The organism is Photobacterium sp. OFAV2-7 (assembly GCF_022347985.1).
Taxonomy (GTDB): domain Bacteria; phylum Pseudomonadota; class Gammaproteobacteria; order Enterobacterales; family Vibrionaceae; genus Photobacterium.
In genome coordinates this window covers 1-3,281 of the sequence record NZ_JAKRFQ010000599.1, presented here as the reverse complement: position 1 = coordinate 3,281, position 3,281 = coordinate 1, and the positions used below count along the sequence as shown (strand labels likewise).

4 protein-coding genes and 1 pseudogene are annotated in these 3,281 nt (G+C 46.5%); 1 reads left to right on the top strand and 4 read right to left on the bottom strand.

Annotated elements, in window-relative coordinates; all coding sequences use genetic code 11:
* The first annotated feature begins 48 nt into the window (after window positions 1–48).
* Window positions 49–264 carry a hypothetical protein gene (locus tag MHN01_RS21500; protein ID WP_239413348.1) on the top strand — a complete coding sequence of 72 codons (216 nt, stop codon included), beginning with the start codon at window positions 49–51 and terminating at the stop codon, window positions 262–264.
* Between the two features lie 20 nt (window positions 265–284).
* On the opposite strand, the gene MHN01_RS21495 is transcribed toward MHN01_RS21500, so the two are convergent.
* The 4 genes and pseudogenes from MHN01_RS21495 to MHN01_RS21480 form a co-directional block, all read right to left on the bottom strand.
* Window positions 285–983: a DUF2786 domain-containing protein gene (locus MHN01_RS21495; protein WP_239413347.1), complete on the bottom strand. Its 699-nt coding sequence runs from the start codon at window positions 981–983 to the stop codon at window positions 285–287.
* 486 nt (window positions 984–1,469) lie between these two features.
* Complete coding sequence (locus MHN01_RS21490; RefSeq protein WP_239413346.1) at window positions 1,470–1,646, bottom strand: hypothetical protein; 177 nt, start codon at window positions 1,644–1,646, stop codon at window positions 1,470–1,472.
* A 219-nt stretch (window positions 1,647–1,865) separates the two neighbouring features.
* Complete coding sequence (locus tag MHN01_RS21485; protein ID WP_075765287.1) at window positions 1,866–2,339, bottom strand: response regulator; 474 nt, start codon at window positions 2,337–2,339, stop codon at window positions 1,866–1,868.
* Window positions 2,340–2,348: 9 nt separating this feature from the next.
* Window positions 2,349–3,281: pseudogene (locus MHN01_RS21480) on the bottom strand (sensor histidine kinase); the annotation flags it as partial.

Genomic DNA, 3,281 nt, shown 5'->3' with positions numbered 1-3,281 from the left:
TAACTGGAAAGTAATGCTTGGATTTACGCTGACCAGGGAATTTCATGTGTGAAAGCTATCGGTTTTAAGGAATTTTGTTCGATTGTATCACAGAAATGGGATTTACATCCCACTTCATTGCGTGACGAAGAAGAATTTGATTCTTTTGCTTCTTTTTTGAACGCACAAGCAGAGTTAATAATAACTAAGAGGTATAAGGTGTTGTTATTAGGTGCTTTAATCTTCGCCATTAATAATTACAGCTGCAATTTACTGCAGCTGTAAGAGAACGAATTAAGCAGGAATTATGAACTTAATAGTTTCGGGTTATGGGCCTTCGAGCCCCCTACAGGTCGGTTAACAGAGATAGAACGACCTTTCTTCATTCCTTTTTCATAATCATCAGTGAGCGCTTTCATTGCGTCCTGAAGCTGTTTTTTGAAGGTTTCACGGTCAATATTTTCAAACTCTTTATCGATATAGTTTGTCATGCGTTTATCATGATCATCATCGGTGTTGAGTTCTGGGAGTTTTTCCAGTGCTCCTTCAATCCAACCCGCTAGGAATGAGCTAACGCGACGGGTAACTTCTGCCGAACTGGTACCGGTACCGGCAAAACTATTTCGAAACTGACCAGTTTGCTGGTTCATTTCGCGATAGACGACATCAAATGCAAAGGCCGCGAAGATGGCACGTTCGGCAACGCCAATAAATTCAGCCTGCTTTAGCCCTTTGTAATTGGTTAGTACACACTCAACCCCGAAACGGCGATTGATGCCTCGGATAATTTTGAGGATTTGCTGACTGATGTCGGTTGGCAGAAGTGTCGAAGACTTGGTTTTGCCCATCTGAATGAATTCAATATCATCTTGTTCAAGGCCGTACTTGAGCATCAGACGGTGTGCCATCTTGATTGCTTGTGCAGCTTCATTGACGTTCGCAGAGTTACCCAGCTCTAGGCATTTAGCAATTTTCTTCAGCGCCTTTCGCTTCTGTTCAGACATCCAATCACACTCGTTCAGAAAAGGGGCACGTATTTTAACGCTTTATGTTGAACAGTACAATTTATATACCCAAGCTACCTCAAGATGCAGGATTCAGAGTGAGACCAGCGGGCTCAGTTCAAGGAAAATAACGGTAGGAATGGTAGCCCCTTTCAACGTTATTTGACACAGAAATGGGTTCGCTGGCTCACTCCCAAGGGGCGAGTTTACTTGGCTTCTATGCGTTGTTACCGATTATTGATTTAGAGCCACTAGATCTTCAAATCGGCGCCTAGCCTAGTAGCCAAGTAATTCTCGCTGAAACGAGCATCTTGAGGTAGCTTGGGTATATTTATTAAATAGATAAACCGAGGTCATTTATAACGAATAAACAAGCAGAACCAGTACTGACTTTACAGTGCCTGTAAACCGCAGTACCGCTGGCTATTGCGAATACTTTCAGCAAGCGCTATAAATTCGCGTTCGAGTAGGGTAAGCAATTCCTGATTATTTTTGGGAAGTGCCGCTTGCCTGCTCTTGTCTACCTATTAGCTCTTCCTCCGGTTTAAGCTGCCTGGCTTGTTTTTCATGCAGGGCTTCAATTAGCTTGCGGTCCAGCTCGGCGAAATACAAGTCTTCTTCTGCTTTCCCTTTCAGACGCATGTTTTCAATGAAATCAACCATGATACCTGCCTCTCGTCATCCACTTATTTTAATAGTAGTTGATGAGCCGAAATGGATTCCAACGAAGGTGCCCCAATTATTCTTATCTTGATCTTGAGCAGGTTCTCAAGCGGGACGGGGCTTTGAAATGTGATCAGAAAAATGCAGCAGGCAAGGGTGAATGCAAGAACGTGTCCTTCTTGCATTCAGCTAGACAATTATTCTGTTCGAAGGCCGGAACTATCGAAGACGACGGAATACTACACCGTTATCAAGAATATCGGTCCATGGCTGGTAATCCAGCCCCATATCGAACACATATTCAGTGATCAGGCTTCGTGCCGTCGTCAGTAACGCATCAGCTTTCCAAGGCTTTTCAAAGTAGCTTTCTATCCGGGCACGGTTAATCGCAGCGATTGTGTCCTGATGGGTCGCCTGCCCTGTCAGCAGTACTTTCTTAGTCTGGGTAAAACGCGGATCCTGAGAAATATCAGTCAGCAGTTCCACGCCAGTTTTCCCCGGCATCACATGATCCGAGATCACCAGGGCAATGAACTCCCCCTCGGCATCCAGCTCATCCATCAGCTCCAACGCTTCATCGGCCGACTCGCAGTCTTCCACATGAAAGAAGTCATTCAGCGGCGCCAGATCTTTGAGTACCGCACTCAGTACTTCTCTTTGATCATCTACACAGATGATATTTAGCTTTTCCATAACCATCCCTTACGCGATTGGCAATTTTATTCGAAATTTGGTTTTCTCCGGATCGCTCTTAAGTGCAATCGTACCGCCATAGCTATGTACAATACGTAACACGATAGACAGACCCAGCCCCAGGCCAAATTGCAGACCACCTTTTTTGGTGGTGAAATTTGGCTGAAAAACTTTCCTCCGTGTTGCCTCATCGATCATCGGGCCGTTGTTACTGATGGTAATGAGCAACCGGTTCTTTGAATGACGGGTGATAATCTCAATCTGCGGCTCTGGGGTATCCTCCATAGCATCACAGGCATTTTTGATGATATTCACCCACACCTGTACCAACTCAGTGGTACTGGCGGTAATTGTTGGCAATACTGCCGGACGTAGTACGACATTGACCCGCCGCAAGTTGCTTTGCAGCAGCGATAACGATTTATGGATCGTATCGTTGATGTCGATATCAGGCTGACGGGCATGATCGGTCCCGCCAAGCTGTTTCACTGAACGGACAATACTGGCCGCATGCTTTTACGCCCGCCGCATATCATGCAGATCACCCCCCATATCCCAGGACTGCAATGCCTCGTCTAGGTTTTCCAGCCAGTAATCCGGGATATCGCCCTTCGGCTGTGCCCGTGCTAACTGGCGGGCCTGATCGCGATCAAGGCCATACTTCTCTTGCAGCTCCTTGGCTCTTTTCCTGGCCTCAGCTGAAGTTGACGACTGCCCGGCACAGATGCCGAGGTCTAGAAACGGACTAACCTCGGGTTTACTTTCGTCCAAAAACTGACAAATAGCGTTCTGCAATCCCTCCGTCTTACTGCTCAGTACCCCGACGGCATTATTCAGCTCATGGGCAATGCCTGCGGCAAGCTGGCCTAATGTCGTCATCTGCTCTGCCGCATAGAGCTTTTGCAAAGCCTTCTCTTTTTCCAGCGCCTGAATACCGGTGAT